This is a genomic window from Moritella yayanosii (assembly GCF_900465055.1).
Classification (GTDB): Bacteria; Pseudomonadota; Gammaproteobacteria; order Enterobacterales; family Moritellaceae; genus Moritella; species Moritella yayanosii.
In genome coordinates this window covers 1,576,212-1,597,635 of record NZ_LS483250.1, presented here as the reverse complement: position 1 = coordinate 1,597,635, position 21,424 = coordinate 1,576,212, and the positions used below count along the sequence as shown (strand labels likewise).

Here is a 21,424-nt window from a genome sequence, read left to right as displayed (position 1 = left end):
TTTATTCATTATTTTTAGTTAAATGCCGATATTTGAACTAATTGAATTACTAATGATAACTAAAGAAATCGCTGATAAATAAATGCCTACCACTAATTAATATAAAGCACCTTATCCTTTGTCAAGTTTCAGCTCATTCAATATAAAATAAATTCAAATACGAATGAGAACGATAGCAATTCTCATTTGATATTGTTATATTGACGCCACTTAACATTAATGACGCTGTAGGGAACTCTCGATGTATTGGAACAAGAAGTATTTAACCACATCTATTTTATTCGCTTTATCAATGCCAGCAATGGCTGAATCAAATAACAACACGGCTGATGCGACTACCGTGGTATCTGCGACACGTTCAGAACAATTACTGACAGATGTTGCAGCGTCGGTAAGTGTTATTTCTGCGGATGATATTGAAGAAAATATAGTGAAAAATATAGGTGAAATTTTTGACTATACGCCGGGTGTAACAGTAGAAAGTGATCCTCGATATGGTATTCAAAGTATCAATATTCGCGGCATGGAAGGAAACCGCGTTAAGATTGTTATTGATGGTGTATCACAGGCAAATCGTTTTGATTCTGGTCAGTCTTTCATCCAAGCAGGCCGATTAGATATTGACCCTGATATGATCAAATCAGTTGAAGTGGTAAAAGGTGCCGCATCGAGCTTATATGGTAGTGATGCCATTGCTGGTATTGTTGCCTTTGAAACCAAAGATCCAAGTGATTTTCTGGACGCTGGTGATAATAGCGGTGGTCACCTAAAATTAGGTTATCACTCGGTTGATAGTAGTTTTTCTCAATCGGTGGCATTAGCGAACCGTACTGGTGATTTAGAGACGTTAGTGGCTTATACACACCGGGTTGGTGAAGAAGAGCAAAACTTTGGTGAGCCGGATCCGCAAGAAACTGAAAATAATAATGTGTTAGTGAAACTGCAATATCAGTTAAATGAAAATCACCGCATTGAATTTACAGGGGAGCAGGTGGTCTCCGATACGGATACTGACCTTCCACTTGATATTAGCCCTCCATATGCCAATTGGGATAAAAGTGTTGATGCAGCGGACCAAAGTAAACGTCAACGCTTCGGGGTGAAATATATTCTAACCACCAATAATGCAGCTTTTGACACTATGTCAGTGCAATTTGATTGGCAGAAAAGTAAGCAAGCATCGCAAACAACGCGCAGTAGTTCAACAACCAGTATGTTTACACCTAATACGGATGAAGTGAAAGAATATCTTTATGCCGAGCGAGGTTATCAAGTTAGTGCTCAGTTTGAGAAGTCTTTAATATTGGCGGGGATGGAGCATCACTTAATTTACGGTCTATCTTATGCGACTCGTGATATTGAAAATACCAATCTAACCCATTATGTAAAAGGAAATGGCGATACTGGAACTAAGCTTTATTACTATATGCCTGAAGCTGAAGATATTAAGTGGGGCGCTTATTTGCAGGATCAGATCTTATTGCTTGATGGCGCCCTCGTATTAACTCCAGGCCTCCGTTTTGATAGTTTCAGTACTAAGCCGGACAATACAGACCCACTGACATCATATAATGATGTCAGTGGTTATGAGCCGACAGATTATAAAGAATATTCAGATTCAGCGGTAACAGCTAAATTGGGCGCATTATATAACCTAACGGATGATACTAAGATATTCGCACAGGTGAGCCAAGGTTTTAGAGCCCCAGATTTTCAAGAACTGTATTATTCTTGGAGCAATACTGCCCATGGTTATAAAAGCCAGCCGAATCCAGATTTAGAAGCTGAAACAAGTATCTCATATGAAACGGGTCTACGCGGGAACTTCGCTGCGGGTAATTATGAGTTTTCCTTGTTCTACAGTGATTATGATGACTTTATTGATAAGATTAAATATCAAGAGAATGGTATTGATATTACGACCTATGATAATCTAGATAAAGCAACGATTAAAGGTGCAGAAATTGCAACTAACCTCTGGTTGGATAGTTTAATTGGTGTATTTGACGGTACTACGTTACGCTTAGCTGCTGCTTATACTGAGGGCGAAGATCAAGATGGTTTAGCACTTAATAGTGTCGCACCTTGGAACATGGTCGTTGGTCTTAACTATGATAGCCCAAGTGTGAATTGGGGTACGTCACTGAAAACGGTTTATACAGCGAAGAAAGGTTCAAGTGATATTAATGCAACCGCAACGGGTAGTGAAGACCAAATTGAGAACCCAAGTTCAACAGTTGTTGATTTAACAGCATACTACAAGCCGATGGAAGATTTAACATTACGTGCTGGTGTCTATAACCTAACCGATGAACAGTACTGGTCATGGAATGATGTGCGCGGCTTAACAACACAAGATAATGATTTATCGCAAGCGGAACGTAACTACGGTGTGACTGTTAAATATGATTTTTAATTAGTCTCAGTATTTAGTTTAAATTGATTTTTACGTTATAATCCGCTGGACTTTGTTCCGCGGATTTTTTCGTATTACTCCTGTCTTATCGAGAGGTCTAATCCTTGCTTGACCCATTACCATAAGGTCGATATCTTATTCGTATAATTAAGTAATTACATGCTCTAGATTGATATTAGAGCTCAGATGAATGGAATCTATTTTGCAACGATTGAACTATAAAAAACTTGGTTTAGTGTCTTTATTTTTGTCCTTGAGTTACCAGGCTCAAGCTGTGACACAAAGTGAGTGTATTGCAAAGCAAGTCGCAAACAGCGCATCAGAAGTGACGTTAGGAGAAATCAGAGCTATATGTAAAGCGCAGAGCACTATTGACGAAGATGGCTCAATTATTATCCGTGGTAAAAAAGTGAAAGCGGGTGTGCTGACTCGGCGGATAATTGCAGAACGGCAAAATGATACATCTGAGTTTGTACTTACTCCTCATCGAATGAATTATATTTTACCTATTTACAGTACCAATCAAATCAATCCTGACGCTTATAGTCAAGTTCAAGCCATAAATGATGGTTATAAAACTGTCGAGTCTAAATTTCAATTGAGTCTTAAATTACCGTTAAGTTACCATTCGTTATTCGTTGACGGTGACCGTATCTATGCTGGATTTACGATCGAAGCTTGGTGGCAAGTGTACGCCAGTGATATTTCGAGTCCCTTTAGAGAAACAAACTACAGGCCCGAAGTGTTCTATGTTGCGCCATTAGATTGGCATCCTAATGATGCAAATACAGGTGTTATGGTCGGCTTTGAACATCAATCTAATGGCCGCTCAGGTAGCCTTTCTCGATCATGGAATCGTATTTATGCCGAATTCATCTACGAGCAAGGCAATTTAGTTTGGCGTGTTAGACCTTGGTACCGTTTACCTGAAGATGCTAAAACAGATCCTACAAGCCCTAAAGGCGATGATAATCCTGATATAGATGACTATCTGGGGAATTTCGAATATGGTATTGGCTATGATTTTGGCAAGTATGAATTGAGTGCGTTGATGCGTCAAAATTTTGCGACCAGTAATGGTTCTGTGCAAATAAATCTGACCACACCTTTGTATGGTAAGTTGAAAGGCTATATCACAGTGTTTAATGGTTATGGTGATAGTTTGATTGATTATAATCACAGTCAAACCCGTTTTGGTGTGGGCATCGCGCTTAATAACATGTTTTAAATTACGCTCTTTTTAATGGCTTTATTTCTGTTGGTTTCTTTGTCACCTAAACTACGTAACACGTAAGTACATTGGTTACGGTAGTTATTACCAGGCTCTGTGCCTTTATGGCGGTAAGCTTCAAAATCACTGCCATCGTCATCAAGTGATACTGAAGGTGGATCAACTAATAACTCTTCCCATAATGAGACGCAACCTTGCTGGCCTTTATCTATATTGTGCGGGTTTTTTATTACTCCCTGGGCATTACCTTTGTCGATCCCGATAGGAAACCCGCTTGGATTGACGTCGAGTTCCCCGCTGCAATCGCTTTAACGCGGCTTATTTCCGCATCTTCACGGAAGTTTAAAAATTTAGGGATCGCGATAGCAGCCATCACAGCCAAAATTATAATAGTGATAGCTAATTCAATAAGGGTAAATCCATTTGCAGTTCTTGATTGAGATTTCATTCCGCGCCTATTTTATGCTTGTTCGTCTTAAGCGTAACTTATAGGTGTTTAATTGGTAAATGATTGGGGTATTTATTGTTAGCGTTTTTAGTCAATTATGCTTACTTAGTAATGAACTGTCATTATATAATATTAATGATTGTTTTGTTGCAATACAATCATCTATAACATGATATCTAAGTGTTGTGTATGTTTGGCTTATTCAGTGCCAAGTAGAAAAATATAGTAAATTTGTGTTTATTTATGCGATCTTAGCCTCTAATTGGTTACCCCTTAAGTGTTACTATCTCGGCGAATTTACCTTTCTTTACTTATCTATACTATAAGAGATTAAGTTATGTGGAATCGATTGAATAAATCTATGATGTGTTGCCAAATGCTATTTGGCTTATCTTTCTACGGTGTAATGGTTGTTTTAACCCGCTTCTTTTTAGAAGATTTAGGGTATAGCGAAGCTGACACCATGATGGTTGTTGGTGCTTTTTCTTCTATCGGCCCGTTGTTTGCGATTGCCGGTGGTTTCATTGCTGATAAGTTCTTAGGTGCTTATCGCTCTCTAACGATTGCTTATCTTGGCTTTGCTGTTGGTTATACCTTACTTGTCTTAGGTGCGTCAGCAGGCAATGTATCGTTGAGCCTTGTTGGTATTGCACTGGCAAGTTATGGTCGCGGTCTTATGTCGCCTTCATACCCTAGCTTGTACAAACGTACGTTCGCGAGTCAGGAAGACTTTGAAAATGGGTATCCAGTTAACTATTCAGTGAATAATATTGGTGCGTTTTTAGGACAATACCTATTCCCAATGTTAGTACTTGTGGTCGGTTTTAATGGCAGTTTCATGTTGTCAGCAGCGTTGGCTGCTATTGCTTTCATTATTCTAGTTGTTTCCCGCAAACAATTATTAACAGTGGGTGCTGAGATTGACCAAGCGCCGGTAAGCACAAAAAACTGGATTGCATTTACAGTACTGTCATTAGGTATGATTGGTTTAGTATTTTTCATGTTTTCTAACATGGATATTGGCCAAAACATCGTATATGCAATTGGTGTTGCTGCGATCCTTTATTTCATCTCATTGATGCTTAAAGCGGAACGTGCAGATGCATTAAAGATGGGTACCATTCTTATCATGACGTTATTAACAACCGCTTTCTTTGTGTATTATGGTCAAATGATGACATCAATGACGATGGTAACGATTAATACCATGCGTGGTGATCTGTTTGGTTTCATTCCAATTGCACCAGAAGCGGCAATGGCAATGAACCCACTCTGGTGTATTGTGGGTGGTCCAGTGATCTCATATGTATTTTCGTCACTTGAAAAACGTAATATTTACTTTACTACCGCGACGAAAGTCGGTTTCGCATTCATCCTAACGGCGATTGCGTTTGGTATTCTTACCATGGCAGTACTTAATGTGGGAGAAAATGTGATTATCCGCCCTGAAGTATTCTTGGCAATTCATTTCTTCCAGGCATTTGCTGAAGTCATTGTGGGCAGTATGGTTGTCGCGTTCATCCTGTCTGTTGCGCCAAAACATATTGAAAATTTCTCGGTAAGTCTATTCTCTGTGGCTATTGCTATGAGTGGTATCGTTGGTGCGGTATTCTCTACTTCAATTGCGATGGAGAAGGGCCAAGTGATCACCCAAGAGTTCGTCCAAACAGTTTACGGTGGCTACTTCAGCTTGTTGACTGGATTAGCGGTAGTGATGATAGTGGTCGCATTTATGGCTTCGTTTGTTATTCGCAAGATGCTTGAGAAGAGTAAAGAAGCGGAAACGATGACACCCGCAGAAACGTAATAACTCAGTATTGCAGGGTTGGTAAAAGCCTTGATTGAAGATATAAAAATGCCGTTCCTATAATAGGAGCGGCATTTTTATTGGTATTAATTGGAGATATTCATCTACCAAGGTTAATTGTTATGTCGTTTAACCTTTATAGATTTTAGGGTTAAACGCATCACGTAACCAGTCACCTAGTAGGTTAATTACCAGCACAAGTGTGACCAGTAATATACTCGGGAAGGCTGTGATCCACCAAGCACCAGAGAAGATATACTTAAAGCCAGTACTGATTAACGCCCCTAGCGAAGGTTGGTCAACCGGTAAACCTAAGCCTAAGAACGACAGTGCTGCTTCTGACATAATCGCATTGGCAATCTGCACTGTTGAAATCACTAGGATAGGCGATAAGCAGTTTGGCAAAATGTGTCTAAACATAATACGCATTGAGTTTAAGCCCATCACTTGCGCTGCTTCGACGTATTCTTTTTGTTTCTCGGCCAATACCGATGCACGAATAGTACGCGCATACTGCGGCCATTCGGCAATACCAATGATCACCACGAGCATGACCACCGCATATTGACTAAAGAACTCACTACCAAAGCTGGCTTTAAAGATCGCCGAGACAATGATGGCCACCATCATGGTTGAAAATGACAACTGTACGTCAGCAAAGCGCATCAGGAAACTATCAATACGGCCACCGAAGTAACCAGCAGACAGACCAATCACAATACCTAAGGTTAATTGCACCGCAACGGCTAAGAAACCGATTGTCAGTGATAAACGCGAACCATAAAGCATGGTTGATAAAATATCACGACCTTGATCATCTGTACCTAATAGGAAACGTTCGTCACCCTCTTCTAACCAAGACGGCGGTAACTCTGAATCCATGATATCAATACTGGTAATGTCATACGGGTCTGTTGGTGCGATTAACGGTGCCGCTAACGCTGCGATCACGAAAGTCATAAAGATCGCAAAACTGAACATAGCGACCTTATCTCTTAAGAAATAATAAATAAGATCTGAGTTTTTAAAGCGTTCCCAGCGAGTAGGAACATGAGAAGAAGTTATTGTGTTCATACCTATTATCCTTTACCTGTGATGTTTACGGTAGGGTTAATTACCCCATATAACAGGTCAACTATGGTATTTGTTACCACAAAAATTAAACCAACGAAGATGACATAAGCAGTAATTAAAGGTGTATCTACACGGTTAATCGCTTCTAAGAATAGGAAACCTGTTCCTGGCCACTGAAATACCGTTTCGGTCAAAATTGTGTAAGCAATCATAGTACCGATTTGTACACCACCAACCGTAATAACTGGCAGCATGGTATTTTTAAGCGCATGTATATAATAAATTTTGTTTAGTGATAAGCCTTTTGCTTTCGCAAACTTGATGTATTCCGAGCTCAATGCTTCTAGCATTTCAGAGCGAACCAAGCGGATGAAAAGTGGCAGCATGATAGACGCAAGTGAAACACTTGGTAAGATTAAATGCAATAAACCATCTTTAGTCAGGAAACCAGTTTCCCAGCCCATGATATTGACCGTTTCACCACGTCCATAAGACGGTAGCCAACCTAGTTCGATGGAGAAGATGTACATCAGTATGATAGCAGTAAGGAATACCGGTACAGAGATACCAATGCTACTGACAGCCATAATTATTTTAGTGAGTGTACTTTTGGGATGAATAGCGGAGTAAACTCCTAACGGAATTGACACAAAAACGATAATTAATGCTGCGCTAAACACCAATTCAAGTGTTGCTTGAAGTTTATCTAAGATAACTTCTGCTGCAGGTCTTTTAAAGAAATACGAAGTGCCGAGGTCACCTTGCACTGCATTAACAAGAAAACGACTATATTTAGTCATGTAAGGATCATTAAGACCTAGCTCATCACGAAGTGCTTGCCGTTCTGCTTGAGATACAGATTGACCAACTAATTCACGTAATGGATCGCCTAGATTATCTTGAATGGAAAATGCTACCAAACTGATCACGAGCATTACTATCAAGGCTTGAAACAGGCGTTTGATCAGAAATGTGAACATTCCTTGTCTCCCAAAGTATTATTAAATCTATAGCCTTTATAGCTATATTTTTTGTAAAAATAATCGGTGTTTTTATCAGCGTATCGTGATAAAAACACCGCATAGTCACGGTATGAAATACCGATAAGTTGTCGTAGTTTATTTAGCTGCAAAGCTTATTTAACTACTAGGTCACCGAAGTATGGGAAGTTTAGTGCGTTTACAATCGGATCAATTAGTAGATTCGATTTTGCGCCCCAAGCTAGATCTTGCCAATGTAGTGGCACGAAAGCTGCTTCGTCATATAAGATTTTTTCAACACGTTGCAGCATAACACCACGTTTTACTGAGTCTGTTTCTGCGTTTGCACTGTTTACTAATTTATCAACTTCAGCGTTTGAGTAATAACCGCAGTTGTAAGCACCTCGACCTGTTTCTTCGTCACGTGTCATGGTTAAGAATTCAGAGAAGTTCGCTGAATCTTCAGTATCGGCATGCCAACCAATCATCATCATGTCAGCTGAGCAAAGATCAAATTCAGGCCAGTATTGTGCTTTTGGCATCGTTTTTAGATCAACTTTAATGCCGATTTTAGATAGCATTGATGCGGTTGCTTGTGCGATTTTAGCATCGTTAACGTAACGGTTATTTGGTGCCATCATTGACAGTTTAAAACCATTTTCATAACCGGCATCTTTCATTAACTGTTTGGCTTTTTTCAAGTCATAACGTGGCACTAGGTCAGCGTCATAGCCAGCGTAACCTGCAGGACCTTGTTGGCCAGCAGTGGTGCCGAAGCCTTTCATGATCTTCATCACAATCGCGTCGTTATTGATGGCATGTACGATAGCTTGACGTACGCGCACATCTTTAAGCGCTGGGTTGCTGTTTTGGTTCATTTGGAACGTGATAATACGGGTACCAGATACGGTTACCAGATCGATATTTTTTGTTTTTGCAACACGTTTTTGATCGTTTGGTGCAACAGGGTAGATCATGTCAACGTCGCCAGAAAGGAGTGCAGCCACACGTGTCGCATCTTCTTTAATTGGCACAAGCGTTAACTTGTCTACGTTACCTGGTGATTTTTTATCCCAGTAATCGTCGAAACGTTCGAATACCACTTTTACGCCTTGCTCACGATAAGTAATAGTGAAAGGACCTGTACCTGATACGTGGGTTGATGCAAAAGAGCTACCGTGTTTAACGATGGCAGATTTGTCTTTACCGTTTACTTGACCAGAGTAGAACTTCTTATCCATTGGGAAGATATAAGTTGCTGTCTGTAGTACCAGAGGGTACGGTTTTGAAGATATGATTTCTACTGTGTAGTCATCAATCTTGGTCATTTTCTCGTATGGAGAGAAAACGTTTTTGAAATCAATTGATGATTTTAGACGGTCGAATGTCCATATAACATCATCCGCAGTTAGTGGGTTACCAGAGTGGAATTTTACGTCTTTACGTAGGTGAAAACGGAAAGTTGTGTCATTTACACGTTCCCACTTTTCTGCAATACGGCCTTCAAAATCGAAATCCTTGGTAAAACGAACCAGGGGATCAAACAACATGTGCGACATCTGTAGTGTACCGCCAGATAGTTGCTCATGCGGGTCAAGCGATACTGGATCTGCATCATAAGCAACCGTGATATCTGCTGCTGCCGCGCTAAAGCTTAGGCCTGCGGCCATTAGGGCAATGGCTAGTTTGGTCTTTAAGGTTTTCATTTGCATAACTCCTTCATGCTGGGACGTGACTCCCGAATGTGTTGTGTTTTTTTTGTTCTTATTAAACGGTTGTTTCTTCATTTTTCTAATAACTAGTTCGCTACTTCTCACGCAAGCCTTTAAATTCAGGCATTAACGAAATAAGATGCTGGCTGTATTCATGCTGTGGATTAGTAAATAAGTCTTCCGTTGCCGCCACTTCAAGCAGTTTACCTTTTTGCATTACACCGACGCGATCACTCACTTGACGAATAACCGGTAAATCATGACTAATAAACAGCATAGTTAGATTGAGTTCGTCTTGTAAATCTTTAAGTAGATTAAGAATTTGTGCTTGTACTGACACATCAAGTGCTGATGTTGGTTCATCACAAATTAATAAACGCGGACGAGTTGCCAGCGCGCGGGCAATCGAAATACGTTGGCGTTGGCCACCAGAGAATTCGTGTGGGTATTTTACCCCAGCCATTTTACCGAGTCCGACATGATCAAGTAGATCATGCACAATTTGACGAATTTCAGCTTCTGACGATGCCAGTTTGTGGAAACGAATGGGTTCTGAAATGATATCAAAAACCTTCATTCTCGGATTCATCGACGTATATGGATTTTGGAACACCATTTGCATTTGACGACGAATCGGGCGACGTTCTTTTTCAGATTTCAATGCAGTTAAATCAATGCCTTCAAACGTGATATTACCTTCATTCGGTTTATAAAGACCGGCAATAATACGTGCAATCGTTGATTTACCTGAACCAGACTCACCCACCAGACCAAAGGTTTCACCTTCGTTAATATGGAAGCTTACGTTGTCAGATGCTTGGACGTATTCACGTTTGCTTTCAAAGAATGAATCTTTAGTCACAAAGCGCAGACTTACATCATTTACTGTCAGTAGTGGACCCGTGTATTCACGTTGGTCCTGACTTTGACCTAACCAATGATTTTTAATATCGATTTGCTTCATTTCTTCGGCTTCTTCGATATAGTTGACCAGTGGAAAACGATCTAATTTGATATCAGAGCGCGGTACCGCAGAAATAAGGCTGCGGGTATATTCATGCGAAGGATCGCTCAGCACTTGCTTGGTTGGACCAAATTCAACAAGATCACCGCGGTACATCACGGCAATTTTATCTGTTACATTCGATACCACACCCATATCGTGGGTAATCAGCATACAACCCACGTTTTTCTTAATACATAATTCACGGATCAGTTTTAGAATTTGATCTTGAATTGAAACATCAAGTGCGGTTGTTGGTTCATCGGCAATGATTAAATCGGGTTCACAAGACAATGCGATAGCGATAACCACACGCTGTCTCATACCACCTGAGAATTGATGCGGGTATTGCTTAATACGTAATTCTGGCTCAGGAATACCGACTTGTTCCATTAAGGTAATTGCCCGAGAGAAGGCTTCTTTTTTACTTACATCAAGATTGGCTAAAATAGTTTCTGTAATTTGACGCTCGATGGTAAAAAGAGGATTTAGTGATGTCATTGGATCTTGGAAGATGAAGCCGATTTTTGAGCCACGTATTTTACGCATCTCTTTGGGTGTTAACCCTGATATTTTTTCACCGTCAAGATATACTTCGCCGCTAGCAATAACCCCTGGTGGGCTTAATAGATCAATAACAGCATTACCCACCGTTGATTTACCTGCTCCAGATTCGCCAACTATACCAACGATTTCACCGCGTTCGATAGAAAAAGACAATGATTTCACTGCTGCGTGAATCCCATGTCGAGATGGATATTCGATGCGAAGATTTTTAACTTCTAATAAAGACATTACCAGACCCTTATAACTCGATGATTCCCCATCCAGTCTGAAAAATTGATTCCATTCATTATCAGCAGTACATGTCACTGATATGTTACGTGAGTATTAATCTGACAAAGAAACTGCGATAAAGCAACATAAAAGGTATAAAAATCTAGATTCCGCAACTTTTCTGCACTAAAGCGCAGGTTATTCATAGTATTTTTAGATTTTTCAAAAATAGTTATGCGCAGGATTATAGACTTTTTACGTAAAATTAACTAAGAAGTAATATGGTTACTATTTTATAACACCCGGATTTAAGACTTGGTAGATCCAATTCATGACCGGGGCACTGGCTTGATCTCGATGTTTAACTATGCCCATTTCAATCAATAACGGGTCGGTAATATGAGCAGTGGATAATTCTAATAAAGCGCCTTTATACCAGTGTATATTAGCAACATGCTCTGGCACTAACGCCCAGCCAATATCCCTGATAACTAATTCGGTAATGTAATAAGCGGTGCGGCTTCATCCATGGCGATAGTTATCGATATTTCTTCACCACCAGAAACGGTTAGCGCACGTGATTGCAGGCGTTGGCATTGCTTCAATACGCTTCCGCTTCGGCGTACATATTTTCATTTGAAAACTGAATGGCTGTTAGCGTTAGTTAAAACGCCTTGTTTGTTTAATATAAAGCGGTCAAAGTCGTTGGCTAGAAACAGGTTGTTACTATAAACAGTACGCGCTTCGTTTTCGATATCGAAGATAGAAGGGCTGCTGTTTATCGCGTATTGATAACGTGGGCTAAAGTGGGTTAACACTAAGTTATCTAGTCCGATATCATTGGCAAACTGAGCAACCAGTTTAGCGTAACTGTGTTGTGGCCCCGAGCCGACTTTGATGGCGATATCTTGAGTATACGTTGCTTCATGCACTAATACGTTGGCGGTCTTGGCTATTTGAGTGAGCAGTGATGGATCATCGTTATCGCCTGAGATGATAATTTTCCGTGGGTCTTGAATGGGCAACAAGTAATCTTGTGCATAAATAATACGGCCGTCATCGAGTTGCACATCTAAGCCTTGTTGCAGCTCGCCCCAAAGCTTGCCGCGAGTGATCTTGTCTTGTGCTAACTTATCGACATCGAGTTTATTGCTTAATCTGTTTTCACTGAAACTGTAAGCAAAAGAAGGCACACGGTGAGAGAGTTCAGTCGTCTTAACATCAAACTCAATGGCTAAGTCATCCAGGGTATTATTTGGCTCATCAATACACTTGTACTTTAATTCATAGTTTAAATTGAGGTGCACAGCTGTTTGCATCAACTTGATGAAGGTTTGAATTTCTGATGGCCCAACAATCCAAAGCGGCTCAGTCCTGCCTTGCATTGCGGCACTGGCTAATAACCCAGGTAGACCATAACAATGATCGCCATGGATGTGGGTAATAAAGATCGCCTGTAATTGCGTTAAAGACAGCTTGGTATGCAACAGTTGATGTTGCGTACCTTCACCGCAGTCAACCAAACACCACTTTTTGGAATTAACCCGGTGTATAGCTAGGCCTGTTACATTACGAGTTTTGGTCGGTGTACCTGCCGATGTACCTAAAAATACGATTTCCATGGAGTGCTTCTTTGGTGTTGTTACTGTGGTCTTAAATGACTATTTATTTAGCCAAGGTGGTTGTGCAAAACGATCTTTGAGTAATTGTAAAAAATGCGATGTTCTGGCAGAACGAGCGCGTGTATCTGTTCCTAATAATGCCACAATATCGGCACTCGGTAAGCTGTAGTCTGGTAACAATTGCACTAATGCTCCACTATTTAATTCAGGTTGCACATCCCACTCGGAGCGCATGATGATGCCATGATCTGCGATTGCCCAATTTTTAACAACGCTACCTTCATTACTGGTAAAGGTGGGGGTAATACGAATCGATTCTTGTACTTCACTGGCACCATCACCAGCAGTATGGGTGAAACGCCATAATGTCACATCTTCACTGTTTTCCCGTAATGAAATACAAGTATGGTCGCGTAACGCTCGTGGTGAGCTCGGCGTGCCATGTTTTTTTAAATAATCAGGCGAGGCGCAGAGAAAACGCTGGTTAGGTGCCAGCATCGCCAGCTTCAATGTCGAATCCCGTAACTCACCAACCAAGGGGGCGATGTAGTCATTACCAAACCCCAAGGGTGCTAATACTTTGAGTGTGCCATTGATAAGGTTCTTTTTACTGGCCATTAATGTGTGTAGTTGATCCATTTCAGCAAGGATGGATCGGGCTTTATCTTGCAGTAAATAATCTTCTTCGGTCAGGCTTATGCCACGAGCTTGGCGTTGTACCAATTTAACGCTGACTTTGGCTTCAATTGCTTGCAGGCGTTGAGTCACTGTCGGCGGCGTAACATTAAGCTTACGCGCAGCCGCGGGTTACACCAATCTTATTTATGCCGTTGGCTCGACACCGACTGCACATTTTGCCGAGAACCTGGATGGGGTAACTGAAGTCAGAGCGGGGGTATATACCTTTTTTGATTTAGTGATGGCGGGTATTGGCGTGTGTAAACCGGATGATATTGCATTATCGCTTGTCACCAGTGTGATTGGTCATAACGAAGAGAAAGATTGGTATTATTGCTGTAATTAATGGCGCGATTGATGGTGGAAAGTTAATGGATATAGCGGTAGGCACGCAGTTACGCATTTTACCCAATCATGCTTGCGCTACTGCAGCCATGCACGCGGGTTATTACGTGGCAGATCCCGCGCAGATTGAACTTGATTATGGGGCTCGCATTCAGGGTTGGTAGTCATACTCATCACAGTAAATAGAGAGGACGATTTAACCAATATGAAATACATGAGCGAAGTATTATCGAGTCAATTAATCAGTCATGAACTGGCATTCAACGCGGTATCAGCTGCGTTTATTGCAGCGAGTGAGCAAGCGAAGTTATTCCCTGTTGTGATCGAAGGCAGTACTGTTAATGTCTACCGAGCGGCTGCTGCAGATGCGGTTGCAGTATCGGTATTAGCACGTGAAGACGCGCGTTGTTTTCAACTGAATGGGTGCAAGCGGGTACACATATCTCGGCAATGGGGGTCGATACCAAAGGTAAACAAGAATTACTTTTGGCCTTTGATCACGCTGATTTATACTGCGATTTTACGTCGCAGTCGGTTGTGATTGGCGAATTTCAACATAGTGAAAAATCCACGATTACCAATAAATTAACCATGATTGGTGAGGTATTATCAGGGCGCGCACAAGGGCGTATCAATAATAGCGATATTACTATTTTTGATAGTTCGGGTATTGCGGTGTAGGATCTATTTATAGGTCAGCATTTATTGCATGCAGTGCTAGATGCTGGGCACACTATTAAGTGCTGAGCGTTAATGTTGAACTTGAATGCTAGCGGATGAATATTCGAATTTCTTAAGGCGGGTTTAATACCCGCCTTAAGAAATTAACTCTTAACGTTTTTTTGCCAAACAGTATATATGAGCAAAGTCGTTATCGTGATTAAAATAGTCACTTTGTTCATTATTGAAAAAGGAGCAAATAACAAACTAGAGAGCACTTCAATACTGATAATGGAGATGATCATTATTACTGTTTGATTCGCTCTTAGTTTTGATAAAACATAAGCGCCCAAAGGCGCGCCTATTGATACAATCGGCGCAGACGCCCACCAACTACCGACTACAAATTCACTCGGTGTACTGGTGAATAGTAGCCAGACACTGGCATAAATTGAATTGATTGCCATAAAGCAGACCGTGGTTGGTATACTATCTTTCGCACAATACTGGCAAATGAAAACCAGATAAAAATATAATATAACATCACAACCAGATCCTATTTTCGCAGTGAGTAGTCCCCCAAAAAATCCAAATAATACAGCCCAGTACATCGACTTACTTTTTAGATGTTGATTTTGTTTTTTCCACAACATGATAAAAGCACAAAACACGATGAATTCAGAAAAAATAAAGCGTACGGTTATATTCTCTAACGAAATATAAATGAAACTGACTGGGTAGGCTAAAAAGCTTCCTATGCAAGCATATCTGATCACTTTCCAATTGATCATGGTATTGCGACTGATAAAGAAGAGTGTGGCAAAGGTCATTCCAACCGATTGAATGAGCAAACTAAAGAAACTGGCATCACTGCTGCTTACTTGCATTATTTTTGTAAATACCGGGAAGGCCACAGCACCACCTCCAAGTGGCGTGGCACCTGCCACAAACGATCCGGCAATCATGGTGATACTACTTTGCCAGTAATTTTCAAATACGATCAAAATATTTTGGCTACCGAGAGATACTGACCAAATTAGCCAAAACAAAAATAGCGGCACCCAATAAATCATTGAACGATTTATATTCACTGATTTTAGCTGGCCATCAGCAATAAATATCATCGTTAAACCTCATGAAAATCAATTATTTAAATAGAATTAAGGGGGGTGTTAGCGATATTGTGAACAGATCCCGCTTAACGTAGGGTTAAGACCAAAGGCTAAACATCTCAATGCTTTCTGGTAGATTAATTTCTTTTTGGATGATACTTGCCACTCTTGCTAGATGTTGGGGTTCTACAATCGTTTCGTGGTCAGCATCAATTTTATATTGATTAACTTCTCGCGCGAATTGGTCCCAGCCGCTATACGCTTTATCCACTTGAAAGAAATGGTTGGCAATGTGGTCTTTCTCTAAATTATCCAAGGGTGAAAATAGGTTTGTTGCTTTAATTAAGACTAACTTAACGGGTAGTTTGGAGGTTGGGTAATAGCTAAATAATAACTCCATTTCTATTTTGGCTAACTCTAACAAACGTTGATTTTCAGTATCCTTGAATTCAAAATACTCAAGGAAATTTTTCGCATCTTTATATGTGACACCGTCTTTTTTAGCGAAAGGTGCTGGTAATACAGAATCGACTAAATACACCCCTTCAACCGTTTCCCCAAGATTAATCAACTGATGAGCTATTTCATAAGAAATATTTCCGCCTAATGAATACCCTCCTAGATAATAGGGACCGTGGGGTTGCACCACTCGGATGTAATCGACATAACGTTTGGCTAAGGAGCGTAAATCAGTTTCTGGATCCTCTAAATGGTTAAAGTTGTATGACTCAACACCGTAAAAAGGCTGATCTTGGTCGAACACATTAACCATGCTTTTATACAACTCTGAGCCACTCATACTTGGATGAATGAAGAATAGTGGTGGTTTTAGACCATGAGATTGAAAAGTAGCGATTGGTTTAAATTCAAGGTTACTATTATTGGTTTCGAGTAAAAACGCGGCTTGATCTGAAATGGTTCTATATACAAGTAATAATGATACGTTTATTTTGAAATTAAACTCGGTATTGATTTTAACGGCGAGCGTGATAACCAATAATGAATTACCGCCTATCTTGAAAAAATCATCTTTAATACTGATCTGCTCAAACCCCAACACCGATTGCCAAATATCAAGTAGTGTTGACTCTAGTTTCGTATAAGGTGTTATGCGATCTTGTTTTTCTTGTATTGTTCTCGGTTCAGGCAATCGATTACGATCTACTTTACCGTTATTCGTCAGTGGAAAAGCGTCTTGCCAAATAAAGTGATTGGGAACCATGTATTCGGGCAAGCACTGTGATAGAAAGTTAATGCATTTATCAGTATCAATTTCTTGGTTTGCTACGTAGTAAACAACGAGATACTTTGATGCACTCGTATCAGTTGTCGATTCAGACGGCGTATTTATTCTGTTTTTAGCGAGGACGCAGACTTGCTTGATAGCAGGGTAGCTTAATAAGGTATTTTCAAGTTCACCGAGTTCGATTCGATGTCCCCGTATTTTAACTTGGAAATCATTACGACCAATGTATTCGATATTACCATTTTCTAAATGCCGAACCAGATCGCCAGTTTTATAGAGTCTACTGTGTGAATGCCCTGTTCCAGGTGCACTAAATGGATTTGAAATAAAACGCTCATCGGTTAATTTAACTTTATTGAAATAACCACGGGCAAGGCCAACACCCGAAATATACAATTCACCGGTAACCCCTTTTGGCGTCGGTGATAGGTTTTTATCGAGAATGTAAACTGCAGTATTTTGTATTGGGCCGCCTATTGTCGAAGGTAAATCTCCAGATTTAAAATGATGCAAGGTTGCACAAACCGTCGATTCACTTGGCCCATAGGCATTGATTAACTGACGGCCTTTACTCCACATCTGCATCACGTCTTTAGTGCAAGGCTCACCAGCGACAATCAGGGTTTTTAAATAAGGCAATTCAGGGCAATCTGCCAGTGATATTTGTGCCAGTAATGAAGGTAATATTGTGGCAACAGAGACCCTTTCTGTGTGTAAGCTATTTGTGAGTAGGGTTGGGTCACGCTTTACTTCATCGGTGACCATGACAAGCCGAGCGCCATGAAGTAATGCGCTGAAAATTTCACAGACCGAGGCATCAAATGTAATTGGAGAGAACTGTAAGACGACACTACTTTCATCAATACTAAAATCATTTTTTCTAGAACAGGCTAAATTAATCACACTGTGATGTTCAATCATTACCCCTTTAGGTTTGCCAGTCGTGCCTGATGTATAAATAATATATGCTAAGTCGGTGGGCTTATTGTGGCGTGGTAAATTTTGGATATTCTCATGTCGATAAGCGTTGGTATCGAGGGGGATAAGATGTGGTGAGCCTTCTTCGTGTACATCTAATTCGCTATGCACAGCCTTGATTAGCTTAGTTGTTAGTTTAGAATGCGTAATGACCAATTCGCATTGGGTATCATTTAATAAATAGCTGATACGCTTGTCGGGATCATTTATATTAATGGGGACATAAACAGCGCCGGCTTTCATTATTCCCAGCATCGTTATAAGCATATCGACACTTTTATCTAAGAATATAGCGATGAGGGTATCAGGTTCTAATTTACGACCTTGTGTTACCAGGTATTCTTTACGAATATAACGGGCTAACTGATTTGACCGTTCATTTAGTTCTAGATATGTAATCGCTCGCCCTTCAAATGTAATGGCCACATTGTAAGGCGTTTTTTCCACCTGATCTTGAAATATTTGATAAATGGTTTTGTCTTTTGGATAAGGGACTTCTGAATTATGTAAATAATAGAAACTCTCATCCTTGCTTTTACCTGCAATTGGGTATTCTTTAATAGACATAAATCGCTCCTGATTGACTCTTACTTATCACTGATGGTACGACGAGTGACAAGTAAGGGTTTTAATGGATTAGTTTAATTGTGCTGCTAATGATTGAGTTTCAAGCGCTGTGATTATGTGTTCTGCAATATATTTCGCATGCTCTCCTGTGCCATATAACAAGCCTGTTTTATTCAGATCTATATTATTTAGGCCAACAAAACAGAGACCATCACAAGTAGTAATGCCTCGGTTGGTGTCGGGATAACCATATTCATCAAAAACATTTTCATTGATCCAGCTATAATCAAATCGATAACCTGTGGCCCATATAATCGTGTTGATTTTGTCTTCTTGGATGTGGATAGATGTCGGGGCGTTGGAATAATCAGCGCTTGGTGGCTCAATATAGTCTGATTCGGAGGCGTCGATATTTGTGTCTAAAATATATTGATCAATCTTATCTTTCCAATCGACATAAGCTGCTTCGTTAAACTTCATGTTTTCAACGACATCATCAGAGAATATTAAACGTCCATTTGATACGTCGATTAATCGACCGAGTAGCACGAGGCCTTGATTCATTAGCACAGGCAAATGAATCGTACTCCCTCCATCTTTCCCGGTGATTTGTGGACTGGCTGGAAAACGGCCATTTAGATCTTTAAGTGAGGCACTTTTTTTATCAAGTAAGCCGATTAATCTAGCCCATAGAGAAATATCTTTTCCTCGATATCGGCGCTGAGACTTTGGTACTTTACTGGTGGTACAAAAAACTTTGTAGCCATATTCTACTAACTCTTGTGTTATCTGAGCACCTGATTGTGCGGTGCCAACGACAAGTACACTGCCTTGAGGTAACGATTCTGGGTTTTTGTAGCTACTTGAATGCAGCTGCAGAACTGAGTCTGGTATATCTAAGGCTACGCTTGGAATACTGGGTTGATTGAAGGTACTCGTTGCGACGACCACTTGTTTACATAATAACGTATCGTTACTTGTGATCACTTCAAATACACCGTCATCATTTTTGGATACGTTGGTGACTGTGATACCAAACTTAACTGGCGCATTAAATGACGCCGCGAAGTCTTCGATATATTGACAGACTTGTTCTTTATTTAAAAAAGCATCATCATTAAATTGAGAACAAGGAAAGTTGGGCAGTTGGTTCATACTGTTAGGGGTTACTAATGTAAAAGAATCCCACTTACGGTTTCGCCAAGAAGAAGCTAATACATTATCTTTTTCTATCACAAGGTGATTTATTTTCTGCTGAGTTAAATAATAACTAACAGAAAGTCCTGATTGTCCTGCGCCGATAATGACTACGTCATAGAGTGTGCTCATAATATTATCCTCATACGATTAAATTGGGTTCGGTGTCTTACAAATATTTAGGTGGTATTTATTGGGCGATTATGGGCTCAAATTGTGCTGCGTACTGACGTAACGGATGAGCATCAAGAGTCATGTTTAGCCCTTGAATTTGCTCTTTTCGTCGATTTATATTGTCAAAAGCTTCAACGATATAATCGAGGTGACTTTTCGTATAAACGCGTCTTGGAATTGCCAGCCTGACGATGATTTTTTCTGATGTATTTTGTTGTTTAGCGCTGTTATCTAGTTTGACTGAGCTGATTTCACAGGCTCGAATACCAGCTTCTTCATAAAGTGCCATGTTAAGGGCTTGGCCGGGATGAGCTGAAACCGGGATGTGAGAAAACATTGCTTCTACATCGATATATATCGCATGCCCCCCAAAAGGTTTGTGCACCGGAATACCGACTTTATCTAAGGCATTACCTAAATATTCGATACTGTTAATACGATATTTTAAATAATCCTCATCGATACCTTCTTCGATACCAAGTGCCATCGCATGAAGGTCTCGTCCCGCTAATCCACCATAGGTGATAAACCCTTCGGTCAATAATAATTGATCCATGGCTTTTTCAGCCCAGTGATCATCATTTAATGCGAGCCAGCCGCCAGTGTTGACGAGTGCATCCTTTTTTGCGCTCATTGTCATGCCATCCGCATAAGAAAACATTTCCTGAACAATACTTTTGATACTGACATCTTGGTATTCAGCTTCATTACGTTTAATTAAATAGGCATTTTCGGCAAATCGACAGGCATCAAAAAATAACGGAATATTAAATGATTTACACAATTCACTTGTTTGGCGAATATTGGCCATGGATACGGGCTGGCCACCGACGGAATTATTGGTAATGGTTAGCATAATTAAAGGAATATTTTGTTGCGATTTTTCTAACAGTAATGCTAATTTGGGGATATCCATGTTCCCTTTGAAAGGGTATAGACTCGTTGGATCTTTGGCTTCATCAATCACCAAATCAATGGGTGTTGCCTTTGCGTGTGAAAAATTTGCACGGGTTGTATCAAAATGTGAATTATTGGGAATAATACTGCCGTCTTGAGATACAACACTCGCTAAAATACGCTCCGCTGGCCGACCTTGATGTGTTGGTAATACATATTTAAATGGCATGTATTTTTGTACTGCGGCGACAAATTTATAATAAGATGGAGAGCGAACGTAACTTTCATCACCAAGGTGTAAGCTTGCCCATTGCTCTGAACTCATTGCTGTAGTGCCAGAGTCGGTTAATAAATCAATTAACACATCATCTGAATTTAATAGCACCACATTATAATGAGCGTTTTTTAGTAGGTGCTTGCGTTGTGCTTCTGTCGTCATTTTTAAACGTTCAACACTTTTAATGCGAAACGGTTCAATAATTGTTTTCATAGGTCGTAGC

The 21,424-nt window shown here is 40.3% G+C and carries 18 protein-coding genes; 6 read left to right on the top strand and 12 right to left on the bottom strand.

Annotated elements, in window-relative coordinates; genetic code table 11:
- Positions 1 to 241 precede the first annotated feature (241 nt).
- Together MORIYA_RS07245 and MORIYA_RS07240 are read left to right on the top strand one after the other, a co-directional pair.
- Positions 242 to 2,416 (top strand): TonB-dependent hemoglobin/transferrin/lactoferrin family receptor, encoded by a 2,175-nt coding sequence (locus MORIYA_RS07245; protein WP_112713944.1) that lies wholly within the window; start codon positions 242 to 244, stop codon positions 2,414 to 2,416.
- Between the two features lie 190 nt (positions 2,417 to 2,606).
- Positions 2,607 to 3,644 carry a phospholipase A gene (locus tag MORIYA_RS07240; protein ID WP_112713942.1) on the top strand — a complete coding sequence of 346 codons (1,038 nt, stop codon included), beginning with the start codon at positions 2,607 to 2,609 and terminating at the stop codon, positions 3,642 to 3,644.
- A gap of 232 nt (positions 3,645 to 3,876) precedes the next feature.
- On the opposite strand, the gene MORIYA_RS21585 is transcribed toward MORIYA_RS07240, so the two are convergent.
- Complete coding sequence (locus MORIYA_RS21585; protein WP_269461237.1) at positions 3,877 to 4,095, bottom strand: type IV pilin protein; 219 nt, start codon at positions 4,093 to 4,095, stop codon at positions 3,877 to 3,879.
- 337 nt (positions 4,096 to 4,432) lie between these two features.
- On the opposite strand from MORIYA_RS21585, the gene MORIYA_RS07230 reads away from it, so the two are divergent.
- Complete coding sequence (locus tag MORIYA_RS07230) at positions 4,433 to 5,902, top strand: peptide MFS transporter (RefSeq protein WP_112713940.1); 1,470 nt, start codon at positions 4,433 to 4,435, stop codon at positions 5,900 to 5,902.
- 129 nt (positions 5,903 to 6,031) lie between these two features.
- Here MORIYA_RS07230 and MORIYA_RS07225 read toward each other — a convergent pair whose 3' ends face one another.
- The 7 genes from MORIYA_RS07225 to MORIYA_RS07195 all read right to left on the bottom strand — a co-directional run bounded on the left by MORIYA_RS07225 (position 6,032) and on the right by MORIYA_RS07195 (position 13,838).
- A complete protein-coding gene (locus MORIYA_RS07225; RefSeq protein ID WP_112713938.1) occupies positions 6,032 to 6,976 on the bottom strand; it encodes an ABC transporter permease in 945 nt (314 codons plus the stop codon).
- A 5-nt stretch (positions 6,977 to 6,981) separates the two neighbouring features.
- On the bottom strand, positions 6,982 to 7,956 hold the full coding sequence (locus MORIYA_RS07220) for an ABC transporter permease (RefSeq protein WP_112713936.1): 975 nt from the start codon (positions 7,954 to 7,956) through the stop codon (positions 6,982 to 6,984).
- A 155-nt stretch (positions 7,957 to 8,111) separates the two neighbouring features.
- Positions 8,112 to 9,662: an ABC transporter substrate-binding protein gene (locus tag MORIYA_RS07215; RefSeq protein WP_112713934.1), complete on the bottom strand. Its 1,551-nt coding sequence runs from the start codon at positions 9,660 to 9,662 to the stop codon at positions 8,112 to 8,114.
- 100 nt (positions 9,663 to 9,762) lie between these two features.
- Positions 9,763 to 11,466, bottom strand: a complete 1,704-nt coding sequence (locus tag MORIYA_RS07210; RefSeq protein ID WP_112713932.1) for an ABC transporter ATP-binding protein — start codon at positions 11,464 to 11,466, stop codon at positions 9,763 to 9,765.
- A gap of 270 nt (positions 11,467 to 11,736) precedes the next feature.
- The gene (locus MORIYA_RS21300) at positions 11,737 to 11,913 is read right to left on the bottom strand and encodes a hypothetical protein (RefSeq protein ID WP_232011550.1); all 177 of its coding nucleotides are present in this window, start codon (positions 11,911 to 11,913) and stop codon (positions 11,737 to 11,739) included.
- A 167-nt stretch (positions 11,914 to 12,080) separates the two neighbouring features.
- Positions 12,081 to 13,070 (bottom strand): ribonuclease Z, encoded by a 990-nt coding sequence (locus MORIYA_RS07200; RefSeq protein WP_112713930.1) that lies wholly within the window; start codon positions 13,068 to 13,070, stop codon positions 12,081 to 12,083.
- Between the two features lie 39 nt (positions 13,071 to 13,109).
- The gene (locus MORIYA_RS07195) at positions 13,110 to 13,838 is read right to left on the bottom strand and encodes a LysR substrate-binding domain-containing protein (protein ID WP_232011549.1); all 729 of its coding nucleotides are present in this window, start codon (positions 13,836 to 13,838) and stop codon (positions 13,110 to 13,112) included.
- A 281-nt stretch (positions 13,839 to 14,119) separates the two neighbouring features.
- Here MORIYA_RS07195 and MORIYA_RS21760 point away from each other — a divergent pair, with 281 nt between their 5' ends.
- The 3 genes from MORIYA_RS21760 to MORIYA_RS21295 are packed head-to-tail and all read left to right on the top strand — an operon-like array spanning position 14,120 to position 14,774.
- Positions 14,120 to 14,257: a hypothetical protein gene (locus MORIYA_RS21760; RefSeq protein WP_408632080.1), complete on the top strand. Its 138-nt coding sequence runs from the start codon at positions 14,120 to 14,122 to the stop codon at positions 14,255 to 14,257.
- Between the two features lie 41 nt (positions 14,258 to 14,298).
- A complete protein-coding gene (locus MORIYA_RS07185) occupies positions 14,299 to 14,634 on the top strand; it encodes a hypothetical protein (protein ID WP_232011752.1) in 336 nt (111 codons plus the stop codon).
- On the top strand, positions 14,544 to 14,774 hold the full coding sequence (locus tag MORIYA_RS21295) for a hypothetical protein (RefSeq protein ID WP_232011725.1): 231 nt from the start codon (positions 14,544 to 14,546) through the stop codon (positions 14,772 to 14,774). Before MORIYA_RS07185 ends, MORIYA_RS21295 begins: the two co-directional genes overlap by 91 nt.
- A 143-nt stretch (positions 14,775 to 14,917) precedes the next feature.
- Here MORIYA_RS21295 and MORIYA_RS07180 read toward each other — a convergent pair whose 3' ends face one another.
- From MORIYA_RS07180 to MORIYA_RS07165, 4 genes are all read right to left on the bottom strand, one after another.
- Positions 14,918 to 15,877, bottom strand: a complete 960-nt coding sequence (locus MORIYA_RS07180; RefSeq protein ID WP_112713928.1) for a sulfite exporter TauE/SafE family protein — start codon at positions 15,875 to 15,877, stop codon at positions 14,918 to 14,920.
- Between the two features lie 85 nt (positions 15,878 to 15,962).
- Entirely contained in the window at positions 15,963 to 18,656 is a 2,694-nt protein-coding gene (locus MORIYA_RS07175; protein ID WP_112713926.1) for a non-ribosomal peptide synthetase, read from the bottom strand.
- Positions 18,657 to 18,725: 69 nt separating this feature from the next.
- Positions 18,726 to 19,985, bottom strand: coding sequence for a flavin-containing monooxygenase (locus MORIYA_RS07170; protein ID WP_112713924.1), 1,260 nt, complete (start codon positions 19,983 to 19,985; stop codon positions 18,726 to 18,728).
- 58 nt (positions 19,986 to 20,043) lie between these two features.
- Entirely contained in the window at positions 20,044 to 21,414 is a 1,371-nt protein-coding gene (locus tag MORIYA_RS07165; RefSeq protein WP_112713922.1) for a tryptophanase, read from the bottom strand.
- Positions 21,415 to 21,424: the final 10 nt, after the last annotated feature.